Below are 24,651 nucleotides of genomic sequence, written 5' to 3'. Positions count from 1 at the left end.
CTCCACTGTCATGACCGCCCCTGAATTCGACCCGGCGCTGGATAACTTCCGCGCCATCGCCGATGCCATCGCCACACTGTTCTTTCCGCACGCCGAAGTGGTGCTGCACGACCTGCGCACACAGAAGGTCGATTACATCGCCAACAACCTGTCCAAACGCGAAATCGGTGACGATTCGTCACTGGAAGACATGCTCAGCGAGGATGTCAGCGACAGAAACATCGGCCCGTACGAAAAGCTCAATTGGGATGGCCAGAAGATTCGCAGCCTGAGCAGCGTCCTGCGCGACAGTGAAGGCTTGCCGCTGGCGGTACTTTGCATCAATCTGAATATTTCGCTGTTCGAGAACGCCAAGGCGGCGCTGGACCTGTTCCTGTCGCCGAGCAAACTGATCCCGCAACCGGACTCACTGTTTCGTGATGACTGGCAGGAGCGCATCAACACCTTCCTCCACGCTTGGCTGCGCGAGCGGCAATTGAGCCTGAATGTGCTGACCCGCGATCACAAACGTGAGCTGGTGCTGGCGCTGCACGCCGAAGGCGCGTTCAAGGGCAAGAGCGCCTCGAACTATGTGGCCAATGTGCTGAATATGGGGCGGGCGACGGTGTACAAGCATTTGAAGGAAATGAAGGGCTAGAGATTTGCGGTGATTTCTCTGACGCCATCGCGAGCAGGCTCACTCCTACAGGGGGAACGCATTCCAAATGTAGGAGTGAGCCTGCTCGCGATAGCGGACTATCAGTCGCCGTAGATATCGGACTTGAAATACTTCTCGGAAATCTTCTGGTACTCGCCACTCGCACGAATGCCATCAATCGCGCCATTCAACTGGCTGACCAGTTCGGCATTACCCTTGCGCACCGCAATCCCCGCGCCCTCGCCCACGTACTTCGGATCCTTCAACTCAGGCCCGACAAACGCATAACCCTTGCCCCGCGGCATCGACAGAAAGTCATTGAGCGGAATAGTGTCGGCAAAAATCGCATCCAGCCGCCCCGCCGCCAGATCCATGTAGATCTCTTCGTTGTTGCTGTAGCGCTTGACGTTGATGCCCTTCGGCTCGAACACCTCGGTGGCATAACGGTCAGTAGTCGTTGCGCGCTGCACGCCGACGTTCTTGCCCTTGAGGCTGGCGTACTGGTCATCGACCGTTGCGCCTTCCTTCATCACCAGTCGCGACGAAGTGAAGTAGTACTTGTGGGTGAAATCCACCGACTTCTTGCGGTCTTCGTTGATGGTCATCGATGACAGCGCCATGTCGATTTTCTTCACTTTCAGCGAAGGGATCAGACCATCAAACTCACCTTCAACCCACACGCACTTGACCTTCATCTGCGCGCACAGGGCGTTGCCGATGTCGTAGTCGAAACCGACGATTTCGCCTTTATCGGTTTTCGACGCAAATGGCGGGTAAGCGGCTTCGATGCCGATGCGCAGGGTTTGTTCGGCGGCGAACGCGCTGGCTGAGGCTAACAGGCTGAGGGCCAGACCGGTGATGAGGGGGAGTTTCTTCATGTTCGTTCTCTCGCAGGTTGTTGTTGGTTTGGCAAGACAGAAGAAAGAGCTGAAAAACAGATGGGATTTTTTGTACTTGGAAATCCATACTGGACTTATATGTACATGCCGTCAATCGGGCCAGGCAGGAGGATTTTGGTGATGCAGATGACGCTTTCGCGAGCAGGCTCGCTCCCACAGGGGATCTGTAGCGAACACAATATCTGCGTTCATGAAGATCCAATGTGGGAGCGAGCTTGCTCGCGAAGGCTTACTGAAGGGCGCTACAAGACTTACTTTTTCCAGCGATCCGCCGCGGCATGATCACTGTCCCGCCCTTCAACCCAACGCGGGCCATCGCTGGTGTTTTCTTTCTTCCAGAACGGTGCACGGGTTTTCAGGTAGTCCATGACGAAAGCGCAGGCATCGAATGCGGCCTGGCGATGGGCACTGGCGGCGCCGACAAACACGATCGGCTCACCCGGTTCCAGTGCACCGATGCGATGCAGCACTTCCAGCTTCAGCAGCGGCCAGCGCTGTTCGGCTTCGATGGCGATCTTGCCGAGGGCTTTTTCGGTCATGCCCGGATAGTGTTCGAGGAACATCCCCGCCACATCCAGTCCGTCATTGAAGTCGCGCACATAGCCGACGAAACTCACCACCGCGCCGACGCCGACATTGGCCGCGTGCATCGCGTTGACTTCAGCGCCCGGATCGAACGGTGTGGCTTGCACGCGAATCGCCATGGCTCAGCCTCCCGTCACGGTGGGGAAAAACGCCACTTCGTCGCCATCAACCACAGGCTCGTCGAGCTGGCAGAGGTCTTCGTTGCGTGCACACATCAGGTTCTGCTCGCTCAGCACCTCGGCGCCATCGCGTTGTGCCAACAATGCCCGCACGTCGTCGACGGTGGCGAAATCGCCCTCAACCTTTACCGAATCCACGCCCAGCGCTTCACGGTAACGGGCAAAAAACTTCACGGTCAGGTTCATGGCTGCTCCGCTTGAAAGTGCCCGCTCTTGCCGCCGACTTTCTCCAGCAGGCGCACGCTTTCGATGGTCATGCCACGATCGACGGCTTTGCACATGTCATAAATGGTCAGGGCGGCAACGCTGGCGGCGGTCAATGCTTCCATTTCCACACCGGTCTGCCCGGACAATTTGCAGCGGGCAACGATGCGCACGGTGTCTTCGCCTTCAGCACTGAGTTCGACTTTGACGCCGGTCAGCATCAGCGGGTGGCAAAGGGGAATCAGATCGCTGGTTTTCTTCGCAGCTTGAATGCCGGCAATGCGCGCCACGGCGAACACGTCACCCTTGGGATGACCGCCGCTGACGATCATCTGCAGCGTTGCGGGGAGCATGCGCACCAGCGCTTGGGCCGTCGCTTCACGGAACGTCACGGCTTTTTCGGTGACGTCGACCATGTTGGCGCGACCTTGGGAATCGAGATGAGTCAGCACGGGGGCCTCCTTGAGGCAGCTGCGAGCGGCAAGCTACAAGCGGCAAGTGAAAAGCGCAGTAGTTTGCAGGTATGGAATGGCAGCATTTAAGCAGTTGCAAGCATTAAGCGGCAAGCTACAAGGGCATGAGAGAAACACTCTCTACGCTTGTATCTTGCCGCTTGCAGCTTGAATCTTGCAGCTGTTTTACAGGTGGGTTTCGGCGTATTCGGCCAGAATCGAGCGAGGCACCCCTTGCAGGGTGATGTGCACACCGTTGGGGAAATCCTTGAAGCGTTCGGTCAGGTAGGTCAGCCCGGAGCTGGTCGCGGACAGGTAAGGGGTGTCGATCTGTGCGAGGTTGCCCAGGCACACCACTTTGGAACCTGCGCCGGCACGGGTGATGATGGTTTTCATCTGGTGCGGCGTGAGGTTCTGGCATTCGTCGATCAGGATCAGGCTCTGCTGGAAGCTGCGACCGCGAATGTAGTTGAGCGATTTGAACTGCAACGGCACTTTGCTGAGGATGTAGTCGACGCTGCCATGGGTGTTTTCGTCATCCATGTGCAAGGCTTCGAGGTTGTCGGTGATGGCGCCCAGCCAAGGCTCCATTTTTTCCGCTTCGGTGCCGGGCAGGAAACCGATCTCCTGATCCAGGCCCTGCACGCTGCGGGTGGCAATGATGCGGCGATAACGTTTGCTGACCATGGTCTGCTCGATCGCAGCGGCCAGCGCCAGAATGGTTTTACCGGAGCCTGCCGCGCCCGACAGGTTGACCAGATGAATGTCCGGATCGAGCAGCGCGTACAGCGCCAGACTTTGATAGATGTCGCGCGGTTTCAGCCCCCACGCTTCCTGGTGCAGCAACGGTTCCTGATGCAGGTCGAGGATCAGCAGCTTGGCCTCGTCGATCTCCTTGATCCAGCCGACAAAGCCCTGTTCATCAATGATGAACTCGTTGATATGCACTGCCGGCAGATTATCGATCAGTTGCACTTGATGCCAGGTGCGGCCGTGATCCTGACGGGTGTCGACCTTGCTCACGCGGTCCCAGAAGGAGCCGGTCATGTTGTGGTAGCCGTTGGGCAACAGGGACACGTCATCGACCAGTTGGTCGGTGCTGTAATCCTCGGCATCGATGCCGCAGGCGCGCGCCTTGAGGCGCATGTTGATGTCTTTGGTGACCAGCACCACCGGTTTTTTCGGGTCGCGGGTGTGTAGATCGATCAGTTGGTTGATGATTTTGTTGTCGTTCAGGTGCTCGGGCAGAATCAGATTCGATTCGGCCTGTTTGCTCATCAGTATTGACAGTAAGCCCTTCGGCCCGCCCTTGCCGCGCTGGATCGGCACACCCAGCTCGACATCTTCCGGGGACGCATCGCCCAGGGTCTTGTCGATCAGCCGGATGGCCTGACGGCATTCAGCGGCCACGCTGTGATGCCCGCTCTTGAGCTTGTCCAGCTCTTCAAGCACGGTCATCGGGATTGCGACGTGGTGTTCTTCGAAATTCAGCAGGGCGTTTGGATCGTGAATCAATACGTTGGTATCGAGTACATACAGGATTGGCTGGTTGGAGGAAGGGCTACGTCCGTGATCATCCATACTCGGTCACCTTTGTCAGAGCCAGTAGACGCAATACCTGGGCGGTGCTGCGCCTCGAAGTGACTGCCGAAATCTCACCTGCGGAGATTCAAGTGACTGCAAACAAACGGGTCTTGGAAGACGCCACCTGTGTTGCAGGTTTCGGCGGTCTGTCTTCGTAATACTCCAAAACCGATGACATAAAAAAGTACTTTGACGGTTTTTTTAAGTTTATTTTGCAGAGTGACGAAAAGCCCTTGGCGGACTGCCAAGACCCCGCTAAAGTCGGAAGTCCGCCTGCACCGAATCCTGCAAAAAAATCGCCCCAAGCCCAATGTTTCCGGGCTTTCTTCGTTTCTCAGCGAAAAGCGTTCTGACAGTCTTCCCAACCGATACCGCTCTGCGCGGTTTGCGTGATCAGCCACGGCAACGAGGTCTTCACCGCGTCCTGTTTCATGTTGAAATTGATCACCCCGTGACGCCACAACAGCATCAGGGTCAGTACTCGTTGCGCGCTCGCTGAGCCCTTGAGTTTGCCGGCGCCGTCCTGGGCATCGATGTCCCACAGTGCCACTTGCAGGCCCTGGGTGTTGAAGAAACCTTGCGCATCACTGCGGCGTTGCCCTTCTGGCGGACGGAACAGCGGCACATAGTTTTCCGGCAATTTATTCCTGACCAGATCAGCACTGCGCCGCACCGAATCCTGCCAGTCCTGCCAATGGCTGTGGGAGCGGAACTCCCAACCTTGAACGCCGACGCACTGTTTCGAGAAGCCCGCCTGCAGACTGCTCACCGAACGATCGGCCAGCCGCGCCTGAATATCCTTGCCCAATACAAAGAACGTGCCGCTCAGGTTTGCCTTGCGCAGGTATTCGGTGAGCCAACCGGTGTTATCCGGTTGCACGTTGGCGGCGCTGTCGAAAGTCAGCAGAAACAGGCGGTCGTGCATGTCGTCGCCGTTGCGCTCGTAGTCTCCGAAACGATCGAATTCATTGCTGGTTTGCGGTGACAACGCAGCCTTGCGCATCAACTCATCCAGATACTGCAAATGGAAGATCCGGCTCGGTTCGGCCCACTTGGTGTAATAGCTGTCGTCACTGACCACGAACTTGGCGGCTTGCTCACGCAGGGTCGGCAGGTCTTCGACGAGGAAACAGAACGAGGCGTCCTGATCGCAGCTTTGCTGGGCGTAGTTGTAGTTCGCCAACAAGCGCTGCCAGAGGCGCTGACGCAGGCTGTTGACCGCATCGATATTGACTGTGCGCAGGCCCAGGCGCTGAGCCAACGCGGCCTCGTCCATCGATTCAGTGCCGAGCAGGCCACGGGCGAACATGAGGATTTCCGCCCGTGAAGCCACATCAAACAGCGTCGGATTGCTGAGCTGCTCTGGCCAGGTGCTGCGATCCAGCGTCGCCACATCGCCCGGCGCCGCGATGGCACCGACGCTTAACAGCCACGCGGTCAATAAAAGAACAATGCGCAAAAGGGATGTCTCCATAACAAAACCCGCGCGGCACTATAGCTGATGTGCAACGCTCACGGACGCTGCCCTCACCCCAGCCCTCTCCCGGAGGGAGAGGGAGCCGATCTTCATTGATTTCAAAATTTGAGTTCAACTCGATAGATCATGTCGGCGTAAATCGACAGTACAACTCGGTCAGCCCCCTCTCCCTCTGGGAGAGGGCTGGGGTGAGGGAAAAATCCACCAACCGTCGCAAATGCCCAAGCTTCCCCACACCTATTGCCCCCATAGCTGGAGTCAACACCGACAACCCCCTAGAATCGCCTCCACAATTAAAGGAGACGACTTCATGCTGATGGTGATTTCCCCCGCCAAGACCCTCGATTACGAAACACCGCCGGCGACCCAGCGCTTTACTCAGCCGCAATACCTCGACCACTCCCAGGAACTGATCCAGCAATTGCGCGACCTGACGCCTGCGCAAATCAGCGAACTGATGCACGTGTCGGACAAGATCGGCGGGCTAAATGCCGCGCGTTTCGGCAGTTGGACACCCGCGTTCACTCCGGAAAACGCCAAGCAGGCGCTGCTCGCGTTCAAGGGTGACGTTTATACCGGTCTCGACGCGCAATCCTTCAGCGAAGCCGATTTCGACTACGCGCAAAAACACCTGCGCATGTTGTCAGGCCTGTATGGCTTGCTGCGCCCGCTCGACCTGATGCAACCGTATCGCCTGGAAATGGGCACCAAACTGGCCAACGCCCGGGGCAAGGACTTGTATGCCTTCTGGGGCACGCGCATCAGCGAATGGCTGAACGAAGCGTTGGCCGATCAAGGCGACGACGTTCTGCTCAACCTGGCCTCCAACGAGTACTTCTCGGCGGTCAAACGAACGGCATTGAACGCACGGATCATCAACACCGAGTTCAAGGATCAGAAGAACGGTCAGTACAAGATCATTAGCTTCTACGCGAAGAAGGCTCGCGGTCTGATGAGCCGTTTCGTGATCCAGGAAAAAATCAACGATCCGACCCTGCTCAAGCAATTCGATGTGCAGGGATATCGCTACAGCGTCGAACAGTCGAAACCGGACAATCTGGTATTTTTGCGCGACCACGCCCCCGAATAAAGCATGCCCAATGCACGACTCTTTCTATATAGAGTCGTGCAGCTCGCACGATGTCAAAAAAACCCCGCTGCTTTTCGCCATTTTTATGGCGCCAGAAAATCCTCCCTGTCTTTTCTAAGATTAGTTTCACTCGACACTGATCATTTTTTTCAGTAGTGGCACCTAAATTTTTTCAGCGTAGTGGCACAAAACTATCTAACGTGATTATTCGCCTGTTAATAAAGGTCGGAAACGAAAGTGCTATCAAATTGAGATTAGTGCCATCTCTGACAATATTTCAAGAAATTTCAGATTTCGCGATGAGCGGACAGGAACTTCGTCCGAATGCATAGCTCATACCACCGGTAACGATTCTCGCTGAGTTTGTACGAGATAACTTACGCAGAGCAGATGGCCATGTAACCAAGTTGTCACAGCAACTTGCCTAGATGACTAACTAGTCTGATTACGAAACGATGGACAGGAGATACGCACCATTTATATCCCCTACAAAGGCCATGGCCGCGCCCCTATAAACGTGCTCGCCTGAGCACCAAACCGCTTGATTTACAGGACTTTAATCCTGCTTTCGAGCGCGCAAGACGATTGCACAAGAGTCTTCCACAAGGAAGATCGGCTGCATAACAGGGCAAGTCATAACAACAAGGCCTGGTTGCGCACATCTTGAGTGCACTTATTTAGACACTCGAAACTTAGTATGCCTGCACACGGCATTGTGGCGCCTGTAAGCCGCACTTTCGAGTGCACTAATGAACGCTGAACACCATTAACTCCGGCCCTCTAAGGCCTGATATATACAGAGGTAATTGCGATGCGCATCAGCATATTTGGTTTGGGTTACGTTGGCGCAGTATGTGCCGGTTGCCTGTCTGCTCGGGGCCATGACGTGGTTGGCGTCGATGTTGCCAAAGACAAGATCGACATGATCAACGCCGGCAAGTCGCCGATTGTTGAACCGGGTCTTGGTGAACTTCTGCAACAGGGTATCCAGACCGGTCGTCTGCGTGGCACGACCAACTTCGCCGAGGCGATTCGTGACACTGACCTGTCGATGATCTGCGTTGGCACACCGAGCAAGAAGAACGGTGACCTCGAACTGAACTACATCGAAGCCGTGTGCCGCGAGATCGGTTTTGTTCTGCGTGAAAAAACCACCCGCCATACCATCGTCGTACGCAGCACCGTACTACCGGGCACGGTTGCCAACGTGGTGATCCCGATTCTCGAAGATTGCTCGGGCAAGAAGGCCGGCGTCGACTTCGGCGTTGCGGTCAACCCTGAGTTCCTGCGTGAATCCACCGCTATCGCCGACTACGACCTGCCACCGATGACCGTCATCGGCGAGTTCGACAAGGCCTCGGGCGACGTTCTGCAGTCGCTTTACGAAGAACTCGACGCACCGATCATCCGCAAGGACATCGCCGTTGCCGAGATGATCAAGTACACCTGCAACGTCTGGCACGCGACCAAAGTGACCTTCGCCAACGAGATCGGCAACATCGCCAAAGCGGTCGGCGTAGATGGCCGTGAAGTGATGGAAGTGGTCTGCCAGGACAAGACCCTCAACCTCTCCCAGTACTACATGCGCCCGGGCTTCGCCTTCGGCGGTTCGTGCCTGCCGAAAGACGTGCGCGCTCTGACCTACCGCGCCGGCTCGCTGGACGTCGAAGCGCCGCTGCTCAACTCGCTGATGCGCAGCAACGAATCGCAAGTGCAGAACGCCTTCGACATCGTTGAAAGCCACGACAAACGCAAAGTCGCCCTGCTCGGCCTGAGCTTCAAGGCCGGCACCGACGACCTGCGCGAAAGCCCGCTGGTGGAACTGGCCGAGATGCTGATCGGCAAGGGTTACGACCTGAGCATCTACGACAGCAACGTCGAGTACGCCCGTGTTCACGGCGCGAACAAGGACTACATCGAGTCGAAGATCCCCCACGTTTCGTCGCTGCTCAACGCGGACTTCGATTCGGTGATCGACAACTCCGACGTGATCATCCTCGGCAACCGCGACGAGAAATTCCGCGCACTGGCCCAGCAAGCACCGCACGGCAAACAGGTCATCGACCTGGTCGGCTTCATGGCCAAAGCCACCGACGCCGGTACGCGCACCGAGGGTATCTGCTGGTAATGCAGACCTAAGCGACAAGCTCCGAGCTGCATTACTTGCAGCTCGAAGCTTGCAGCTTGAAGCCTCCCTTACCTTCGGATGACGCTGATGAGCAAGCTCAAACATTTTTTTCTGCAATCAGCCGGCTGGCTTTTTTATCTCAGTCTGCTGATGGGCCTGGCCTTGATGCTGCCCACGTCCACATTCGACTCCGAGTCGAAGGACTTCATTTTCCTGATTGGCGCCGTGGGTATCTGGCGCTACTCGATGGGTGCAACGCACTTTGTGCGCGGCATGATTTTCCTCTACATCGTTTACCCGCACCTGCGCCGCAAAGTGCGCAAGCTGGGCAAGGCGGCGGACCCGTCGCATGTGTTCCTGATGGTCACCAGTTTCCGTATTGACGCGCTCACCACTGCGCAGGTCTACAGCTCGGTGATCCGCGAAGCCATCGACTGCGAACTGCCGACCACCGTGGTCTGCTCGATCGTCGAAATGTCCGACGAGCTGCTGGTCAAGGCGCTGTGGGCGCGGATGAATCCGCCAGATCGCGTCAAGCTCGACTTCGTGCGCATTCCCGGCACCGGCAAACGCGATGGCCTGGCCTATGGTTTCCGCGCGATCTCCCGTCACCTGCCGGACGACCGCGCCGTGGTGGCCGTGATCGATGGCGACACCGTGCTCGGCGAAGGCACCGTGCGCAAGACCGTGCCGTGGTTTCAGCTGTTCGGCAACGTCGGCGGCCTGACCACCAACGAGTTCTGCGAAGTACGCGGCGGCTACATCATGAGCGAATGGCACAAGCTGCGTTTCGCCCAGCGCCACATCAACATGTGCTCGATGGCCCTGTCCAAACGCGTGCTGACCATGACCGGTCGTATGTCGGTGTTCCGCGCCACCGTGGTGACCAACCCGGAATTCATTGCCGACGTCGAAAGCGACTCGCTGCAACACTGGCGTCTGGGCCGCTTCAAGTTTTTGACCGGCGACGACAAGTCGAGCTGGTTCAGCCTCATGCGCCTGGGTTACGACACCTTCTACGTGCCTGACGCGGCGATCAACACCGTTGAGCATCCGCCGGAAAAGAGCTTTATCAAGGCCAGCCGCAAACTGATGTTCCGCTGGTACGGCAACAACCTGCGCCAGAACTCGCGAGCGCTGGGCCTGGGTGTGAAACGCCTCGGCGCCTTCACCTCGGTGGTGCTGTTCGATCAGCGCGTGTCGATGTGGACATCCCTGCTCGGTCTGACCGTGGCGCTCATCGCCAGCTTCAAATACGGCACCGCGTTCATCCTCGTTTACCTGCTGTGGATCGGCATCACCCGCCTGATCCTGACGTTGCTGTTGTCATGCTCCGGTCACCGCATCGGCCCGGCTTACCCGGCGATTCTTTATTACAACCAGATCGTTGGCGCACTGGTGAAGATCTACGTGTTCTTCCGCCTTGACCAACAATCCTGGACTCGCCAACCCACATCCCTGACCCGTGATCTCGCCAGCTTTCAACGTTGGTTCAACACCTGGTCGTCTCGGACCATGACCTTCTCCGCCGGCAGCATTTTCGTCGCCGTGCTGCTGATGATGGTCTGACCCGCCCCTATTGAATTAACAAGGAAATCGCCCCTATGAATACCGCCGTCAACGCCAACGTAGTGCATGAATCCGAAGCCCAGCGCCAACACGCCCGCGTGAAAATCCCGGCCAAACTGCGCTTCTTCGGTCCTGACCGGACGCCGGTCGAAGCGCGGGTCATCGACCTTTCCGCCGGTGGTCTGGCGTTCAACGCCGGGCAAATGCCACTGACCATCGGCGAGGTGTACAAGGCGCGCCTGCAATTCGTCATCGACAACCTCGGCCTGGCCATGGACGTTGAACTGCAAGTGCGCTCCTACGACCGCCAGACCGGCCGCGTCGGCTGCCAGTTCCAGAACCTCGAGCAGCAGGACATTTCCACCCTGCGCCACTTGATCACTTCGCACCTGGCCGGCGACATCGTCAGCATCGGCGAAGTGCTGGCGACCCTGCAGCGCGACAACTTCACCAAAGCGCGCAAGGTCAAGGACGGCGGCTCCGGCATGACCCCGTTCGGGCGCCTGAAAGCGGTAACGTTCAGCGCCGGTATCTTTGCGGTCGGCCTGGTCGCGGCGGGGTTCATTTTCAAATCGGTGTATGGCATGTACTTCGTCAGCCACGCGCAGGCCGGTCTGGTCAGCGTGCCGGGGATGAACATCACCATGCCGCGCGACGGCACCGTGCAGAGCCTGGTCAAGTCCGACGGCGTTGCGGCCAAAGGCGCGCCACTGGCGACCTTCAGCACCAGCATGCTCGACGTGCTCAAGGGCCATCTGGAAGAAGATCAATTGTCCCCGGCCAAGGTTGAAGAACTGTTCGGCAAGCAAATGACCGGCACCCTGACCTCGCCATGCGATTGCACCGTGGCCCAGCAACTGGTGGCTGACGGTCAATACGCGAGCAAGGGCGATGTGATCTTCCAACTGGTGCCGCGCAACACCCAAGCCACCGTCGATGCGCGCTTCTCCTATCGCCAGTTCGGTGACGTGCGTCCGGGTACTCCGGTGAGCTTCCAGATCGCCGGCGAAGACAAGACCCGCACCGGCAAGATCGTCAGCAGCACCAGCCTGAAAAGCGCCGACCTGTCCTCCGATATCCGCGTACAGATCCAGCCTGACGAGCCGCTCGACAGCAGCCTCGCCGGCCGCCCGGTGGAAGTGAACAGCGATCGTGGCCCGAACCTGAACTGGCTGATCGACAAAGCCATGGCTGCCGGTCTTTAAGTCGAGGACATGCCTGTGACTACTCCACCCATCCTGAAAACACCGCGATCCCTGTGGGAGCTGGCCTGCCGGCGATTGGATCAGCGCGGTGTGTCTGATGTACCGCGCCGCCTGAATCGCGAGCAGGCTCACTCCTACATGGGAACAGTGTGTGCCTTGGCATTGGCGGTCAGTCTGGCCGGTTGCGCCGGCCTGCCCGATCAGCGTCTGGCCAACGAAGCGCTGAAGCGGGGCGATACCGCCACCGCCGCGCAGAATTATCAGCAACTGGCCGATCTGGGTTACAGCGAAGCGCAAGTCGGTCTTGCCGATATCCAGGTCGACAGCCGCGACCCGGCGCAAATGAAACAGGCCGAGGCGACTTACCGCGCCGCTGCCAGTGTTTCGCCGCGTGCACAGGCGCGTCTCGGCCGTTTGCTGGTGGCCAAGCCGGGCTCCACCGAAGCCGAGCACCACGAAGCCGAAACCCTGCTGAAAAAAGCCGCCGCCAATGGCGAAGGCAACACGTTGATCCCGCTGGCGATGCTCTACCTGCAATACCCGCACAGTTTCCCGAATATCAACGCGCAGCGGCAGATCGATCAATGGCGCAAATCCGGCTACCCGGAAGCCGGTCTGGCGCAGGTGCTGCTGTATCGCACCCAAGGCACCTACGATCAGCACCTGGATGACGTGGAAAAGATCTGCAAAGCCGCGCTCAACACCACCGACATCTGCTACGTCGAACTGGCCACCGTTTACCAGAAACGCGCCCAGCCTGAGCAACAAGCCGAGCTGATCAAGCAAATGCAGGCCGGTTACAGCCGTGGCACCGTCACCGCGCAGCGCGTCGATTCCGTGGCCCGTGTACTGGCCGATTCGACCCTCGGCAAGCCCGACGAGAAAACCGCGCAGTCGCTGCTCGAGCCGATCGCTCCGGGCTACCCGGCGTCGTGGGTGACCCTCGCGCAACTGCTCTACGACTACCCGGAACTGGGCGACGTCGACCAGATGATGAAATACCTCGACAACGGCCGCGCCGCCGACCAGCCGCGCGCCGAACTGTTGCTGGGCAAGCTCTACTACGAAGGCAAAATGGTCCCGGCCGACGCCAAAGTCGCCGAAGAACATTTCCAGAAAGCCGTTGGCCGCGAAGTCGCCGCCGACTACTACCTCGGCCAGATCTATCGCCGTGGCTACCTCGGCAAGGTCTATCCGCAAAAGGCTCTCGACCACTTGCTGACCGCCGCGCGCAACGGCCAGAACAGCGCCGACTTCGCCATCGCGCAACTGTTCTCCCAAGGCAAGGGCACTAAACCCGACCCGCTCAACGCCTACGTGTTCAGCCAATTGGCCAAGGCGCAAAACACTCCGCAAGCCGATGAGCTGGCGACCACCCTCGCCGCGCAATTGCCGCCCGAGCGACTGGCCGAAGCGCAACGTCTGCTGCAACAAGAGCAAGCCAGCCGTGGCGCTCTGAACCCGAACACGCTGCAACTGCACGCCCTGCAAGAAGAAGACGGCGAGGAAAAATTATGAAGTTGAATCCATTCGTGAAGGCCGGCATTGGCCTTTCGTTCGCGCTGATCTGGTCTTGCCCGACACTGGCCGCGATGACTGAAACCAAGAACTTCGGCCTCGAAGTGAAAGTCACCGGCCAGTCCGAAGATGACCGTGACCTCGGCACCGCCAGCGGCGGCGACGTCAACGGCGTCGGCCTCGACCTGCGTCCGTGGATCTATGGCGAAAGCGGCGCCTGGAGCGCCTACGCCATGGGCCAGGCCGTGACCTCGACCGACATCATCGAAACCGACACCCTGCAACAATCCGACGGTGAACAAGCCACCGACAACGGTGATCGCAAAACCAAGAAAAACTACCTGGCGATGCGCGAGTTCTGGGTCGGTTACAGCGGCCTCACCCCGTACCCGGGCGAGATGCTCAAGTTCGGTCGCCAGCGTCTGCGTAATGACGACGGCCAATGGCGCGACACCAATATCGAAGCGCTGAACTGGACCTTCGACACCACCCTGCTGCGTGCCAACGCCGGTGTCGCCGAACGCTTCAGCGAATACCGCACCGACTTGAAAGAGCTGGCGCCGAAAGACAAGGATCGCCTGCACGCCTACGCCGACGCCGCTTACCAGTGGACGCCGGGCAACTGGGTCGGCATTCGCGGTCACCACACCCACGATGACGGCAAACTCGATTACGCCGAACCGGGCGTACCGCGCGACTCGCTGGACAAGACCGAGAACGGCGACATCAGCTGGATCGGCCTGACCGCCGACAGTGACGCCTACAACTGGCGCAACACCAACACCGTCAACTATTGGGGCAGCATCACCGGCATGAGCGGCGACCGCGACACGGTCAACGCGCTGAACGCCGATGGTTCGCGCCCGGCGCAAGCCAAGCGCAGCGATGACGTCAACGGCTGGGCCACCGACATCGGTGTGCGTCTGCGCCTCGATCCGCAATGGCAAGTCGGCGGTGCCTATGCCCGCGCCAGCGCCGATTACGAGCAGACCGGTCTGGAAAGCAACCGCTCCAACTACACCGGTACGCGCTCGCGGGTTCACCGTTTCGGCGAAGCCTTCCGTGGCGAAATGAACAACATGCAGACCGCGACCCTGTTCGGTTCGTGGATGGTCAACGACGAGTACGACGCCAGCCTGATCTACCACAAGTTCTGGCGTGTCGACGGCAACAAGCCAGTCGGCAGCAACGGTATCAACGCGGTGGAAAACAACACCGACGACGTCACCGGCGCGATCCTTTCCAGCACCTCGCTGCCGCTTGAAGACGGCAACAAGGACCTCGGTCAGGAGATGGATCTGGTCGTCACCAAGTACTTCAAGCAAGGCCTGTTGCCGGCGGCGCTGAGCCAGTCGATCGACGAGCCTTCAGCCCTCGTGCGCTTCCGTGGCGGTGTGTTCAAGCCGGGCGATGCCTACGGCAAGCAGGTTGATTCGTACATGCACCGCGCGTTCATCGACGTGATCTGGCGCTTCTGATGCAAACCGCCAAGGGAGTGCCCGACATGATCAGCACCAGGATAGGCTCACTCAGCCTGCTGGCCGGCGCGATGCTGCTGGCCAGCGCTGGCGCCTTTGCCAACGTGGAGCCGGCAAAGCCTGCGACCACGGCCAAGGAGCTGCAACAAGCCAAGACCTACACCGTCAGCAGCGCACCCACCGAGGCGCTGAATCTGGCCGCGCCGAAACTGCCGGACATTTCCGGCTACACCGCCGAAGCCGCCGCCGCGAAGGTCAACCGCAGCAAAGCGGGCAAGATCAGCGTGCGCCGGATGATGCAGGAAGACGCGCTGAAGGACTTCATCGGCGGCGACAACAAAATGGCCGAATGGGTGGTGCGTCAGCACGGCATCCCGCAGGCAATCTTTGTCGACGACGGTTACATGAACCTCAAGGATCTGGCGAAGAAGCTGCCCAAGCAGTACTTCAGCGAGACCGCGCCGGGCGTGTACCTGTCGAAGCTGCCGATCGTCGTGGGCCGTAAAGGCATCCTCGAAATCGACGGCCAGACCCAGGAACTGCGCCTGTCGCAAGAGGCCGGTGCGTTCATGGTCAACGACGGCCAACTGTTCGTGCGCGACACCAAAGTCACCGGCTGGCGCGAAAAGGAAAACGGTCCGGCGACCTTCCGTTCGCCGAAGGAATTCCGTCCGTTCCTGCTCGCCTGGGGCGGCACCGAGACCTACATCGTCAACAGCAAGATGGCCAGCTTCGGCTACGCCAACAGTAAGTCGTACGGGGTGAGTATTTCCCAGTACACGCCGAACATGGCCAAGGTCCTCAAGCGCCCTGAACCGACTGGCTGGATCGTCGGCTCCGAGTTCTCCGACATGTGGTACGGCTTCTACTGCTACGAGACCCGCGACTTCGTGGTCAAGGGCAACACCTACAAAGACAACATCGTTTACGGCATCGACCCGCACGACCGTTCCCACGGCCTGATCATTGCCGAGAACACTGTTTACGGCACGAAGAAGAAGCACGGGATCATTATTTCCCGTGAAGTGAACGACAGCTTCATCTTCAACAACAAAAGCTACGACAACAAACTCTCGGGCCTGGTGATCGACCGGAACAGCGTCAACAACATCATTGCCTACAACGAGATCTACAAGAACCACACCGACGGCATCACCCTCTACGAGTCCGCCGACAACCTGCTGTGGGGCAACAAGGTCATCAGCAACAAGCGCCACGGCATCCGCATTCGTAACAGCGTGAACATCCGCCTCTACGAAAACGTCGCCATGGCCAACGGTTTGACCGGTGTCTACGGCCACATCAAAGACCTCACCGACACCGACCGTGACATCAAGCTCGACCCGTTCGATGCACAGGTGTCGCTGATCGTCGTTGGCGGTGAGCTGGCAGCCAATGGCAGCGGCCCGCTGTCGATCGATTCACCGTTGAGTGTCGAGCTGTATCGCGTGTCGATGCTGGCGCCGACCAAATCCAGCGGCATCAGCTTCAACGGCATCCTCGGCGAGCGCCAGGATGAAATTCTCGACCTGCTGGTGCGCCAGCAGAAAGCCGTGCTGATCGACCCTGTCGAACGCCAGACCGAAATGCAGGACTGAGGATAATTTTATGCACCCACACTTGATCAGATTACTCAGCCTGTCGGCCCTGACCGTGGGCATTCTCGCGGCCAGCAACGGCGCCCGCGCCGATGAAGGCGCCGCTGCCACGCCACCAAAGTTCAGCGCCGAACCGTGCTGCAACCTGTGCCCGGCCGCGCATGACGCGAAGAACTACACCACGCGTTACCAGCAGAACTTCACCACCTTGGTGCAGGCGCAAGGCGACTGGCTGTTCCGGACTCAGGAAGATCTGCGCACCGAGTTCAACACCACCCCGGCCGGCTACAAACGCCTGCAACAACTGCACGATGCGTTCAAAGCCAAAGGCGTTGAGTTGGTGATCGTCTATCAGCCGACCCGTGGCCTGGTGAACCGCAACAAGCTCAACCCGCAGGAAAAAGCCGCGTTCGATTACGAGAAAGCGCTGGGCAACTACAAGACCATGCTCGGCCGTTTCGCCAAGATGGGTTACGTGGTGCCGGACCTGTCGCCGCTGACCAACGAATCGCTGCCGGACACCCTGCCCGCCCACGATTTCTACTTCCGCGGCGACCAGCACTGGACACCATACGGCGCGCAGCGCACGGCGAAAATCGTCGCCGAGAAGGTCAAGCAGATCCCGGCCTTCGCCGACGTGCCCAAGCGTGAATTCGAAACCAAGCGCTCCGGGCGCATGGGCAAGACCGGTACCCTGCACAACATGGCCGGGCAATTGTGCGGCACCAGTTACGCGATCCAGTACATGGATCAATTCACCACCGAGCCTAAGGGCGAGGCCGGTGACGGCGACCTGTTCGGTGATTCCGGCAACCCGCAAATCACCCTCGTCGGTACTTCGCACAGCGGTAAGAACTACAACTTCGCCGGCTTCCTTGAAGAGGCCATCGGCGCCGACATTCTCAACGTCGCCTTCCCCGGCGGTGGTCTGGAAGGCTCGATGTTGCAGTACCTCGGCAGCGACGAATTCCAGAAGACGCCACCGAAGATTCTTATCTGGGAATTCTCGCCGCTGTACCGCCTCGATCAGGAAACCATCTATCGCCAGATGATGTCCCTTCTCGACAATGGCTGCGAAGGCAAAGACGCGCAAATGTCGGCGAGCACCACGCTCAAGCCGGGCAGCAAACAAGAACTGCTGGTCAACAGCAAGAACCTGAACCTGCAGAACAGCAGCCATCAGGTCGACATCCGCTTCGCCGACCCTTCGGTGAAAACCCTGCAAGCCACCCTCTGGTACATGAACGGTCGCCACGAGGACATCAAGATCGAGAAACCGGAAACCTCCGACACCGACGGTCGTTTCGCCTTTGAGCTGCGCACGGACGAAGACTGGGCCTCGCAAAACCTGCTGGCGGTCGAAGTCCAGGGCCCGGAAGCGGGCACCGCGCCACAAAAAGTCGAAGCGAAAATCTGCAAACGCAACGTATTCCCGGGCGCTGGGCAACAAACCGCTCAGGTCGGGCAATGAGGTCTGCTATGCGAAACTCGAAACTGAAAACTCTTTTAGCGCCGACGCTGCTTGGGCTGGCGATTTTCGCCGGCACCGCGCAGGCCGCCGCGCCACTGCGTCCACCTCAGGGCTATTTTGCGCCTGTGGATAAATTCAAGACCGGTGACAAAAGCGAAGGCTGCGATGCGATGCCGACGCCGTACACCGGGCCGTTGCAATTTCGCAGCAAATACGAAGGTTCGGACAAGGCCCGCGCGACGCTGAACGTGCAGTCGGAAAAAGCCTTTCGCGACACCACCAAAGACATCACCACGCTGGAACGCGGCACCGCCAAACGCGTGATGCAATTCATGCGCGACGGTCGCCCGGAACAGCTCGATTGCACGCTGAACTGGCTGACCGCGTGGGCCAAGGCCGATGCGTTGATGTCGAAAGACTTCAACCACACCGGCAAGTCGATGCGCAAATGGGCGCTGGGCAGCATGGCCTCTTCGTACATTCGTCTGAAGTTCTCCGACTCGCATCCGCTGGCGCAGCATCAGCAGGAAGCGCAGTTGATCGAGGCGTGGTTCAGCAAAATGGCCGATCAGGTGGTCAGCGACTGGGACAACCTGCCGCTGGAAAAAACCAACAACCACTCGTACTGGGCTGCATGGTCGGTGATGGCGACCTCGGTCGCGACCAACCGCCGCGACCTGTTTGACTGGGCGGTGAAGGAATACAAGGTTGGCGTCAATCAAGTCGATGCCGACGGCTTCCTGCCGAACGAACTCAAGCGCCAGCAACGCGCCCTCGCCTATCACAACTACGCCCTGCCGCCGCTGGCGATGATCGCCAGTTTCGCTCAGGTCAACGGGGTTGATTTGCGCCAGGAAAACAACGGTGCGCTGAAGCGTCTCGGTGATCGGGTGTTGGCGGGGGTGAAAGACCCGGATGAATTCGAGAAGAAGAACGGCAAAGAGCAGGACATGACCGACTTGAAAGAGGACATGAAATTCGCCTGGCTCGAACCGTTCTGCACGCTCTACACCTGCCCGCCTGATGTGATCGAGAAGAAGCACGGCATGCAGCCGTTCAAGACCTTCCGCCTCGGCGGCGACCTGACCAAGGTCTACGACCCGTCGCATGAAAAGGGCAACAAGGGCTCATGAAGCAAAAGCCCCTCACCCTAACCCTCTCCCGGAGGGAGAGGGGACTGACCGAGGTGGCTGCGCGAGTTACGCCGAAATGAAATACCGAGCCGATCTCAGGTGTTGAAAAACAACCGAGATCAGGTTGCAAGGAAATACCGAGTCGATCTCCATTTTTGAAAACCATGGAGATCAGGCTCCCTCTCCCTCCGGGAGAGGGCGGGGGGTGAGGGGCGCGGTCTGACGGCCAGCTCCGACCTCAAGCAAGCACTGTGTCACCCCTCCACTACCACGGGGGGTTTGGGGGGGCTTTGGCCCTTGACTGTTGGTTCAAACATGGAGAGATCGGGATGGTATTTTCATCCAACGTGTTCCTGTTTCTGTTCTTGCCGATCTTTCTCGGCTTGTACTACTTGAGCGGGCAACGCTATCGCAACCTGCTGCTGCTGATCGCCAGCTACGTGTTCTACGCCTGGTGGCGTGTGGACTTCCTCGCGCTGTTCGCCGCCGTCACGCTGTGGAACTACTGGATCGGCCTCAAAGTCGGTGCCGCCGGCGTACGGACCAAACCGGCGCAGCGCTGGCTGTTGCTCGGCGTCGCGGTGGACCTGTGCATCCTCGGCTACTTCAAGTACGCCAACTTCGGCGTCGACAGCATCAACGCGATGATGACGTCGGTGGGTCTGTCGCCGTTCATCCTCACCCACGTGCTGCTGCCGATCGGTATCTCGTTCTACATCTTCGAGTCGATCAGCTACATCATCGACGTGTATCGCGGCGATACCCCGGCGACGCGCAACCTGATCGACTTCGCGGCATTCGTGGCGATCTTCCCGCACTTGATCGCCGGCCCGGTTCTGCGTTTCCGCGACCTCGCCGACCAGTTCAACAACCGCACGCATACCCTCGACAAATTCTCCGAGGGCTGCACGCGGTTCATGCAGGGTTTCATTAAAAAGGTCTTCATTGCCGACACCCTCGCGGTGGTCGCCGACCATTGTTTCGCCCTGCAAAACCCGACTACCGGCGATGCCTGGCTTGGCGCGCTGGCGTACACCGCGCAGCTGTATTTCGACTTCTCCGGTTACAGCGACATGGCCATCGGTCTGGGCTTGATGATGGGTTTCCGCTTCATGGAAAACTTCAAACAGCCGTACATAAGCCAGTCGATCACCGAGTTCTGGCGTCGCTGGCACATCAGCCTGTCGACGTGGCTGCGTGACTATCTGTACATCACCCTCGGCGGTAACCGTAAAGGCACGCTGATGACGTATCGCAACCTGTTCCTGACCATGCTCCTCGGCGGTCTATGGCACGGCGCGAACATCACCTACATCGTCTGGGGCGCCTGGCACGGCATGTGGCTGGCGATTGAAAAAGCGCTGGGCCTGAACACCTCTCCGCGCAGCCTCAACCCGATTCGCTGGGCGCTGACCTTCCTGCTCGTGGTCATGGGCTGGGTGATCTTCCGTGCCGAAAACCTGCACGTTGCCGGGCGCATGTACGGCGCGATGTTCAGCTTCGGCGACTGGTCGCTGTCGGAACTCAATCAGGCCAGCCTCACCGGCCTGCAAGTGGCGACTCTGGTAGTGGCGTACGTGACGCTGGCCTTCTTCGGCCTGCGCGATCTGTACACCAACCAGCCGCCGGCCAAAACCAAACCTGAAGTCAACGTCGAGGCCAACGGCCCTGCCACCGCGACCCCGGGAATGATCAAAGCGGCCCCCGGCGAAAATCCGGCAAGCATCCACGAGCCTGGCTACACCGTCGGCGTCGAAGCCCAGGTGCAACCGGCCTACTGGAGCGCGGACTGGTCACGCTACGTGATGCGCGGCCTGATCCTGCTGCTGTTCATCGCCTCGATTCTCAAACTTTCGGCGCAAAGCTTCTCGCCGTTCCTTTACTTCCAGTTCTGAGGGATCTGACATGACCCGCTCATTACGCATCTTCTACATCGCCCTGTTCCTGGTGACCCTGTTGGTCTTGGGTCTGTGGTCGGTTCGCAGCTTCTTCGGCTTCAGCACCAACGCCGACGCAACGGTGCTTAACGGCCGCTGGACCAAGGCTGTGGAAACTCATTACGACGAAGAATTCCCGATCAAGCGTCTGGGCACCAACCTCTGGGCCGCGCTGGATTTCAAACTGTTCAACGAAGGTCGTCCGGGCGTGGTGCTCGGTCGCGATCAGTGGTTGTACAGCGATGAGGAATTCAACCCGATCGTCAACGAAGAGCTGAACCTGCAAGGCAACTACGCGCTGGTCGAAGGCGTGCGCCAGACCCTCAAAGAGAAAGGCGTGAAACTGGTGATGGCGATCGTGCCGGCCAAGGTTCGTCTGTACCCGGAGCATCTGGGTGAAGTGAAACCAGCGAGCATCCACGAAAATCTCTATCAGGATTTCCATGCTCGTGTAGCCGCCGACAAGATCCTCGCCCCTGACCTGCTCAAGCCTTTCCAACAGGCCAAGCAGAACGGTCAGCAAGTGTTCCTGCGCACCGACACCCACTGGACGCCGGAAGGTGCCGAAATTGCCGCGAACACCCTGGCGAAAACCATCGCCGACAAGTTCCCGCTCAGCGGCGAGCCACAGCGCTTCGTCACCACGCCAGCGGAAAAGGTTACGCACAAGGGCGATCTGCGCTTGTTCCTGCCGCTCGATCCGCTGTTCGAAAACCTGATGCCGGCGCAAGAACCACTGCAAAAGCGCAACACCGTCGCGGCCGGCGATCAGCCTGCCAGTGACGACGCGCTGTTTGCCAGCAATGAAGTGCCGGTCGCACTGGTCGGCACCAGCTACAGCGCCAACCCCAACTGGAACTTCGTCGGTGCACTGAAACAGGCGCTGCACAGCGACGTGGTGAGCTACGCCGAAGACGGCCACGGCCCGATCCTGCCGATGCTCAGCTACCTGAAAAGCGATGACTTCAAGAACAGCCCGCCACAGGTGCTGATCTGGGAGTTTCCTGAACGTTATCTGCCTGTGAACAACGAAATCGGCGACGCCGACCCGCAGTGGGTCGCAGAGCTTAAACAAGCCGGCGCGCGCCAACAAAACGTAGCAATCAACACTAAATCCGAGACGCCCGATCGGGCGCAAAACTGAAAGAGAGGTACACCATGACTTTCACTACTACTCCTCGTCGTCTCGCTAAAAGCTTCGCTCTGGTTGCTGGCCTCAGCGTGCTTTCCGTGCCTGCCTTCGCCGGTGGCGACGCCGCACTGTACGGCCCGACCGCACCGAAAGGCTCGACCTTCGTGCGTGTCTACAACGCCAGCAACGCAGAAGTCAGCGCCACCGTTGGCAGCACCAACCTGAGCGACGTTGCGCCACTGGCCAGCAGCGATTTCAGCTTCATGCCGGGCGGTGATTACAGCGCCAAGGTCGGCAGCCAGACCCTGCCGGTGAAACTCGCCGGGGACCACTACTACACCTTGGTCAACAACGCTTCCGGCGCGCCGCAACTGATCGAAGAGCCGCCGTTCAAGAACAAGCAGAAATCCCTGGTGCGCGTGCAGAACCTCAGCGACAAGCCGCTGACCCTGAAGACTGCCGACGGCAAGACCGACGTGGTGCCGAACGTGGCCGCCAAGGGCCGTGGCGAACGTGAAATCAACCCGGTGAAAGTCAGCCTGGCGCTGTACGAAGGTGACAAGAAAGTCGGCGACGTCAAACCGGTCGCCCTGGAACGTGGTGAAGCCGCAGTGCTGTACGTCACCGGCAGCGGCAGCAGCCTGTCGCCAGTCTGGGTAAAGCGCCCGGTATCGACCCGCTAACCCATTTTCCGAACTGACGCAGTCCCCTTTGTAGGAGTGAGCCTGCTCGCGATATCGGTTTCACATTCAAAGAATGTGTTGATTGATCCAACGCAATCGCGAGCAGGCTCACTCCTACAGGGGATCGGGTTGTCAGTTCGGACACGAAACAAAAACAAGAGTGAAACGACACAGCGTTCGTGCCTCTAACCAATCGATTTTATGGAGTAAACAATATGATTCCGGTGATCTTGTCAGGTGGTAGCGGTTCGCGTCTCTGGCCGCTTTCGCGTAAGCAGTTCCCTAAGCAATTCCTCGCCCTGACCGGCGAACACACCCTTTTCCAGCAGACCCTCGAGCGCCTGGTGTTCGAAGGCATGGACACCCCGATCGTGGTCTGCAACAAGGATCACCGTTTCATCGTCAACGAGCAGTTGAGCAACCGCAATCTGGAATGCCAGCGCATCCTGATGGAACCGTTCGGCCGCAACACCGCACCGGCCGTGGCGCTGACCGCGATGATGCTGGTCAATGAAGGCCGTGACGAATTGATGCTGGTGCTGCCGGCCGACCACGTGCTGGAAGATCAGAAAGCCCTGCAACGCGCACTGGCCTTGGCCACCGTCGCCGCCGAAAATGGCGAAATGGTCCTGTTCGGCGTGCCGGCGACCAAACCGGAAACCGGTTATGGCTACATCAAATCCACCGGCGATTCGCTGCTGCCCGAAGGCGTCAGCCGCGTTTCGCACTTCGTCGAAAAACCTGACGTCAAACGTGCCACCGAGTACGTCGAATCCGGCGGTTACTACTGGAACAGCGGCATGTTCCTGTTCCGCGCCAGCCGCTTCCTTGAAGAACTGAAAAAGCATGATCCGGACATCTACGACACCTGCCTGCTGACCCTCGAACGCAGCCAGCAAGACGCCGACACCATCACCTTCGACGAAGCGACCTTCGCCTGCTGCCCGGACAATTCCATCGACTACTCCGTCATGGAAAAAACCCAGCGCGCCTGCGTGGTACCGCTGACCGCTGGCTGGAGCGATGTCGGTTGCTGGTCGTCGCTGTGGGAAGTCAACGAGAAAGACGCCAACGGTAACGTCACCAAGGGCGATGTGGTGATTCAGGACAGCAAGAACTGCATGATCCACGGCAACGGCAAACTGGTGTCGGTGATCGGTCTGGAAAACATTGTGGTGGTCGAAACCAAAGACGCCATGATGATCGCCCACAAAGACAAGGTTCAGGGCGTCAAGCAGATGGTCAACACCCTCAACGAGCAAGGCCGCAGCGAAACCCAGAACCACTGCGAAGTCTATCGTCCGTGGGGTTCCTACGACTCGGTGGACATGGGCGGGCGTTTCCAGGTCAAGCACATCTCGGTGAAACCGGGCGCGTGCCTGTCGCTGCAGATGCACCATCACCGCGCCGAACACTGGATCGTGGTCAGCGGCACCGCCGAAGTGACCTGCGATGAAAACGTGTTCCTGCTCTGCGAAAACCAGTCGACCTACATCCCGATCGCCTCGGTGCATCGCCTGCGCAACCCGGGCAAGATCCCGCTGGAAATCATCGAAGTTCAGTCGGGTTCGTACCTGGGCGAAGACGACATCGAACGCTTCGAAGATATCTACGGCCGTTCCACCCCGATCGAACGCGGCGTGTCGGTGAAGACCATCGCGCAATAACGTTCAGTAGAACAAGAAGCCCCCG

At 58.9% G+C, this 24,651-nt stretch carries 20 protein-coding genes; 14 read left to right on the top strand and 6 right to left on the bottom strand.

Features of this window, described 5'->3' with window-relative positions; genetic code table 11:
• Window positions 1-10 precede the first annotated feature (10 nt).
• Window positions 11-637, top strand: a complete 627-nt coding sequence (locus tag PspR84_RS05385; RefSeq protein ID WP_064393297.1) for a PAS domain-containing protein — start codon at window positions 11-13, stop codon at window positions 635-637.
• Window positions 638-738: 101 nt separating this feature from the next.
• On the opposite strand, the gene PspR84_RS05380 is transcribed toward PspR84_RS05385, so the two are convergent.
• The 6 genes from PspR84_RS05380 to PspR84_RS05355 all read right to left on the bottom strand — a co-directional run bounded on the left by PspR84_RS05380 (window position 739) and on the right by PspR84_RS05355 (window position 5,999).
• The gene (locus PspR84_RS05380) at window positions 739-1,515 is read right to left on the bottom strand and encodes an ABC transporter substrate-binding protein (RefSeq protein ID WP_160056022.1); all 777 of its coding nucleotides are present in this window, start codon (window positions 1,513-1,515) and stop codon (window positions 739-741) included.
• Between the two features lie 272 nt (window positions 1,516-1,787).
• The gene (moaE, locus tag PspR84_RS05375; protein WP_038357637.1) at window positions 1,788-2,240 is read right to left on the bottom strand and encodes a molybdopterin synthase catalytic subunit MoaE; all 453 of its coding nucleotides are present in this window, start codon (window positions 2,238-2,240) and stop codon (window positions 1,788-1,790) included.
• 3 nt (window positions 2,241-2,243) lie between these two features.
• Window positions 2,244-2,486: a MoaD/ThiS family protein gene (locus tag PspR84_RS05370; RefSeq protein ID WP_016985014.1), complete on the bottom strand. Its 243-nt coding sequence runs from the start codon at window positions 2,484-2,486 to the stop codon at window positions 2,244-2,246.
• A complete protein-coding gene (gene moaC, locus PspR84_RS05365; RefSeq protein ID WP_160056020.1) occupies window positions 2,483-2,956 on the bottom strand; it encodes a cyclic pyranopterin monophosphate synthase MoaC in 474 nt (157 codons plus the stop codon). Before moaC ends, PspR84_RS05370 begins: the two co-directional genes overlap by 4 nt.
• A gap of 186 nt (window positions 2,957-3,142) precedes the next feature.
• Window positions 3,143-4,537 carry a PhoH family protein gene (locus PspR84_RS05360; RefSeq protein ID WP_016985016.1) on the bottom strand — a complete coding sequence of 465 codons (1,395 nt, stop codon included), beginning with the start codon at window positions 4,535-4,537 and terminating at the stop codon, window positions 3,143-3,145.
• A gap of 337 nt (window positions 4,538-4,874) precedes the next feature.
• Entirely contained in the window at window positions 4,875-5,999 is a 1,125-nt protein-coding gene (locus PspR84_RS05355; protein ID WP_160056018.1) for a polysaccharide deacetylase family protein, read from the bottom strand.
• A 328-nt stretch (window positions 6,000-6,327) separates the two neighbouring features.
• Here PspR84_RS05355 and yaaA point away from each other — a divergent pair, with 328 nt between their 5' ends.
• The 13 genes from yaaA to PspR84_RS05290 all read left to right on the top strand — a co-directional run bounded on the left by yaaA (window position 6,328) and on the right by PspR84_RS05290 (window position 24,626).
• The gene (gene yaaA / locus PspR84_RS05350) at window positions 6,328-7,107 is read left to right on the top strand and encodes a peroxide stress protein YaaA (RefSeq protein ID WP_160056016.1); all 780 of its coding nucleotides are present in this window, start codon (window positions 6,328-6,330) and stop codon (window positions 7,105-7,107) included.
• Between the two features lie 811 nt (window positions 7,108-7,918).
• Window positions 7,919-9,235, top strand: coding sequence for a UDP-glucose/GDP-mannose dehydrogenase family protein (locus PspR84_RS05345; protein WP_008087506.1), 1,317 nt, complete (start codon window positions 7,919-7,921; stop codon window positions 9,233-9,235).
• Between the two features lie 87 nt (window positions 9,236-9,322).
• The gene (gene alg8, locus PspR84_RS05340) at window positions 9,323-10,804 is read left to right on the top strand and encodes a mannuronan synthase (RefSeq protein ID WP_007914304.1); all 1,482 of its coding nucleotides are present in this window, start codon (window positions 9,323-9,325) and stop codon (window positions 10,802-10,804) included.
• Between the two features lie 35 nt (window positions 10,805-10,839).
• Window positions 10,840-12,009, top strand: a complete 1,170-nt coding sequence (locus tag PspR84_RS05335) for an alginate biosynthesis protein Alg44 (protein WP_150650155.1) — start codon at window positions 10,840-10,842, stop codon at window positions 12,007-12,009.
• 15 nt (window positions 12,010-12,024) lie between these two features.
• Window positions 12,025-13,527 carry an alginate biosynthesis TPR repeat lipoprotein AlgK gene (algK, locus tag PspR84_RS05330; RefSeq protein WP_174244433.1) on the top strand — a complete coding sequence of 501 codons (1,503 nt, stop codon included), beginning with the start codon at window positions 12,025-12,027 and terminating at the stop codon, window positions 13,525-13,527.
• Window positions 13,524-15,005 carry an alginate export family protein gene (locus tag PspR84_RS05325; RefSeq protein ID WP_102900627.1) on the top strand — a complete coding sequence of 494 codons (1,482 nt, stop codon included), beginning with the start codon at window positions 13,524-13,526 and terminating at the stop codon, window positions 15,003-15,005. The genes algK and PspR84_RS05325 overlap by 4 nt, the downstream gene beginning before the upstream one ends.
• A 26-nt stretch (window positions 15,006-15,031) precedes the next feature.
• Entirely contained in the window at window positions 15,032-16,603 is a 1,572-nt protein-coding gene (gene algG, locus PspR84_RS05320; protein WP_160056012.1) for a mannuronan 5-epimerase AlgG, read from the top strand.
• A 10-nt stretch (window positions 16,604-16,613) separates the two neighbouring features.
• Entirely contained in the window at window positions 16,614-18,074 is a 1,461-nt protein-coding gene (locus PspR84_RS05315; protein ID WP_077571213.1) for an alginate O-acetyltransferase, read from the top strand.
• Between the two features lie 8 nt (window positions 18,075-18,082).
• Window positions 18,083-19,207, top strand: coding sequence for a mannuronate-specific alginate lyase (locus tag PspR84_RS05310; protein ID WP_160056010.1), 1,125 nt, complete (start codon window positions 18,083-18,085; stop codon window positions 19,205-19,207).
• Between the two features lie 329 nt (window positions 19,208-19,536).
• On the top strand, window positions 19,537-21,102 hold the full coding sequence (locus PspR84_RS05305; protein WP_160056008.1) for an MBOAT family protein: 1,566 nt from the start codon (window positions 19,537-19,539) through the stop codon (window positions 21,100-21,102).
• Window positions 21,103-21,112: 10 nt separating this feature from the next.
• On the top strand, window positions 21,113-22,288 hold the full coding sequence (locus PspR84_RS05300) for an alginate O-acetyltransferase (protein WP_160056006.1): 1,176 nt from the start codon (window positions 21,113-21,115) through the stop codon (window positions 22,286-22,288).
• Window positions 22,289-22,302: 14 nt separating this feature from the next.
• Complete coding sequence (locus PspR84_RS05295; protein WP_007914291.1) at window positions 22,303-22,959, top strand: alginate O-acetyltransferase AlgF; 657 nt, start codon at window positions 22,303-22,305, stop codon at window positions 22,957-22,959.
• A gap of 215 nt (window positions 22,960-23,174) precedes the next feature.
• The gene (locus PspR84_RS05290) at window positions 23,175-24,626 is read left to right on the top strand and encodes a mannose-1-phosphate guanylyltransferase/mannose-6-phosphate isomerase (RefSeq protein ID WP_077571209.1); all 1,452 of its coding nucleotides are present in this window, start codon (window positions 23,175-23,177) and stop codon (window positions 24,624-24,626) included.
• Window positions 24,627-24,651 lie beyond the last annotated feature (25 nt).

This window comes from Pseudomonas sp. R84, from assembly GCF_009834515.1.
Classification (GTDB): Bacteria; Pseudomonadota; Gammaproteobacteria; order Pseudomonadales; family Pseudomonadaceae; genus Aquipseudomonas.
This window is presented reverse-complemented; position numbering and strand designations above follow the sequence as displayed.

Coding starts and splice junctions, on each gene's coding strand:
- alg8 (WP_007914304.1), top strand. CDS start 9,323: ATGAGCAAGCTCAAACATTTTTTTCTGCAATCAGCCGGCTGGCTTTTT.
- PspR84_RS05315 (WP_077571213.1), top strand. CDS start 16,614: ATGCACCCACACTTGATCAGATTACTCAGCCTGTCGGCCCTGACCGTG.
- PspR84_RS05305 (WP_160056008.1), top strand. CDS start 19,537: ATGGTATTTTCATCCAACGTGTTCCTGTTTCTGTTCTTGCCGATCTTT.
- PspR84_RS05290 (WP_077571209.1), top strand. CDS start 23,175: ATGATTCCGGTGATCTTGTCAGGTGGTAGCGGTTCGCGTCTCTGGCCG.
- PspR84_RS05385 (WP_064393297.1), top strand. CDS start 11: ATGACCGCCCCTGAATTCGACCCGGCGCTGGATAACTTCCGCGCCATC.
- PspR84_RS05325 (WP_102900627.1), top strand. CDS start 13,524: ATGAAGTTGAATCCATTCGTGAAGGCCGGCATTGGCCTTTCGTTCGCG.
- yaaA (WP_160056016.1), top strand. CDS start 6,328: ATGCTGATGGTGATTTCCCCCGCCAAGACCCTCGATTACGAAACACCG.
- PspR84_RS05335 (WP_150650155.1), top strand. CDS start 10,840: ATGAATACCGCCGTCAACGCCAACGTAGTGCATGAATCCGAAGCCCAG.
- PspR84_RS05300 (WP_160056006.1), top strand. CDS start 21,113: ATGACCCGCTCATTACGCATCTTCTACATCGCCCTGTTCCTGGTGACC.
- moaE (WP_038357637.1), bottom strand. CDS start 2,240: ATGGCGATTCGCGTGCAAGCCACACCGTTCGATCCGGGCGCTGAAGTC.
- PspR84_RS05345 (WP_008087506.1), top strand. CDS start 7,919: ATGCGCATCAGCATATTTGGTTTGGGTTACGTTGGCGCAGTATGTGCC.
- PspR84_RS05310 (WP_160056010.1), top strand. CDS start 18,083: ATGCGAAACTCGAAACTGAAAACTCTTTTAGCGCCGACGCTGCTTGGG.
- algG (WP_160056012.1), top strand. CDS start 15,032: ATGATCAGCACCAGGATAGGCTCACTCAGCCTGCTGGCCGGCGCGATG.
- PspR84_RS05380 (WP_160056022.1), bottom strand. CDS start 1,515: ATGAAGAAACTCCCCCTCATCACCGGTCTGGCCCTCAGCCTGTTAGCC.
- PspR84_RS05370 (WP_016985014.1), bottom strand. CDS start 2,486: ATGAACCTGACCGTGAAGTTTTTTGCCCGTTACCGTGAAGCGCTGGGC.
- PspR84_RS05360 (WP_016985016.1), bottom strand. CDS start 4,537: ATGGATGATCACGGACGTAGCCCTTCCTCCAACCAGCCAATCCTGTAT.
- PspR84_RS05295 (WP_007914291.1), top strand. CDS start 22,303: ATGACTTTCACTACTACTCCTCGTCGTCTCGCTAAAAGCTTCGCTCTG.